Raw genomic sequence first — 1,842 nt, forward strand, 5'->3', positions numbered from 1 at the left:
GTTCGACCTCGACAAGGCGATATGGTCGATCCCCGCATCGCGCATGAAGATGAAGGAAGCGCACGTCGTGCCGCTAGCACCTGCGGCTGTTAAGCTTCTGAGAGCCTTGCGCCAGCGCCACCTTGAACTGCACGGAGCGGTGAAGCCGCAAAGCCTGTTGTTCAGTTCGCGTCGCGACAAGCCGATCAGCGACATGACGATGCTCAAGGTTCTGCGCGACATGAAGATCGAAGACGCGACGGTGCACGGCTTCCGCAGTACCTTCACCGACTGGGTAGCCGAATGCACCGACGTTCCGAAGGAGGTAGCCGACAAGGCGCTTGCGCATCAGATCGCGAATGCGGTTGAAGCGGCGTATCGGCGCACTGATTTCTTCGACCGGCGACGGGTCCTTATGAACGAGTGGGCACACTTTCTGGGCACTTGACGCAGTGGCGGCTTATGGGCCGACAGCGGAATGGCCGGTTTGGCGGAGGGTTGGCGGAGGTAGGCGACTGAATCGCCGACATCTCGGTGTAGGCAAGAAGCCCTTCGGCGGGAGTATTAGGACGCAGCGATCGCTTTTACTTTGGTCTGGCTGGGCTAGCCGCATCATTCGACGTCCGCTGGCGCGACGTCGTCAGCCTAATCGCTCCATCGACGGTAGCCCCTGAAATCGTGATTCCGGACTGGCGGCTCGCGCCCCAAATCCAGACCTTCCGCGCACCGCAGGACCTGTCTGATAGTCGCCGGTCGTTCAGCTATGGCGCTTTGACACCCTTAGAAGAAATAAGAACGCCGGAATAAAGAATATCGGAAATGCCAGCCAGTCTGCACCCGCGTAGCCGAGAGCATCCAGCGCCATTTGCCCTAAATTGATCGCAATGATCGTTGGGAAGATGACAGCCGCCATCACCACGAAGCCCATCAGGTGGCAAGGCATGTAGCTCCATAGCACTTTATGGAACCAGATTTCGCGTTGCATCTTCACCCCCGGGACGTCTACTTCGATCATGGTAGCAGCAAAAGAGGCTCGGTCGCAAATCACCAGTTTTCGCCGTTCTCGACCGCTTCGCGATCGGATGACGGCTCCCGCCCCAATTGCAGCCATTGAAGCATGATAGTGACTTACCGGTTGGTAGCCCCTAATGCAGTGACCTGATGGTGCGTGCTAACTCCTTTTTGGCGGTGCTGATGGGTGTTGCTGCGCCGGCACATGCAACAGACGCAGCATTTTGTACCGCGCTCGATGATTTGCGAACAGAGACAACGAATACAGGGGTACCCCAGCGCATCGCCGTCATCAAGGAAGAGGAGATGACGTTTGCGTGTCGGCGCAATGCCGACGTGGGCGCGCAAGTGGCGTTTTGCGATGCTGCGCTCAATCAGGTTGGCGTAGAGTTCACTTACGCTTTTCCGTGGTATGTTCGGGACTGTTTTTCGAGTTCTGGCGTTCGCCTCTCAATCGAGTCCGTGGATCAGTACACCGGACTTCGAGATCGTAAGAAGATCGCACACATGTGGGGACGATGGCGCGACGGCACTCGCATTGATGTCCGTTTCCAGCCCTCAGGGGACTTTGGCGACCAGCCTAAGTTCCGCGGCTACTGGGGCACATATTCGCTGGTCGTCTGGCGACGCTCCGGCAGTTGAAAAGCAGTGGCCGTATCTACCGTTTCAAATTTCGCGGTTGTAAGCCGACAGTCAGGACCCGGGCAAAAAATAGCCGGGCGGCTCCTAGTGGATTGATTCCAACGTTTGATGCCCGCGCCTGACGGCTGCGATAATCTGATCGGGATTGGCCTTCCAGACGAACGGCTTCGGTTCCTGATTATGCTCTTTTATGAAGCGGTTGATGGCGGC

At 57.4% G+C, this 1,842-nt stretch carries 3 protein-coding genes and 1 pseudogene; 2 read left to right on the forward strand and 2 right to left on the reverse strand.

Going from position 1 to position 1,842, the window contains the following annotated elements; genetic code table 11:
* Window positions 1-427: tyrosine-type recombinase/integrase (locus EWE75_RS24425; protein ID WP_165388534.1), on the forward strand; the 427-nt coding region annotated here is incomplete at its 5' end.
* Between the two features lie 309 nt (window positions 428-736).
* Here EWE75_RS24425 and EWE75_RS24430 read toward each other — a convergent pair.
* Window positions 737-994, reverse strand: coding sequence for a hypothetical protein (locus EWE75_RS24430; protein WP_231708556.1), 258 nt, complete (start codon window positions 992-994; stop codon window positions 737-739).
* A gap of 146 nt (window positions 995-1,140) precedes the next feature.
* On the opposite strand from EWE75_RS24430, the gene EWE75_RS24435 reads away from it, so the two are divergent.
* Entirely contained in the window at window positions 1,141-1,632 is a 492-nt protein-coding gene (locus EWE75_RS24435; RefSeq protein WP_130160614.1) for a hypothetical protein, read from the forward strand.
* An 84-nt stretch (window positions 1,633-1,716) separates the two neighbouring features.
* On the opposite strand, the pseudogene EWE75_RS24440 reads toward EWE75_RS24435, so the two are convergent.
* Window positions 1,717-1,842: pseudogene (locus EWE75_RS24440) on the reverse strand (IS630 family transposase); the annotation flags it as partial.

It is taken from the genome of Sphingomonas populi, assembly GCF_004208535.1.
Taxonomy (GTDB): domain Bacteria; phylum Pseudomonadota; class Alphaproteobacteria; order Sphingomonadales; family Sphingomonadaceae; genus Sphingomonas; species Sphingomonas populi.

Excerpts from the sequence above, each read along its gene's own strand:
- EWE75_RS24435 (WP_130160614.1), top strand. The coding sequence starts at position 1,141 with ATGGTGCGTGCTAACTCCTTTTTGGCGGTGCTGATGGGTGTTGCTGCG.
- EWE75_RS24430 (WP_231708556.1), bottom strand. The coding sequence starts at position 994 with ATGATCGAAGTAGACGTCCCGGGGGTGAAGATGCAACGCGAAATCTGG.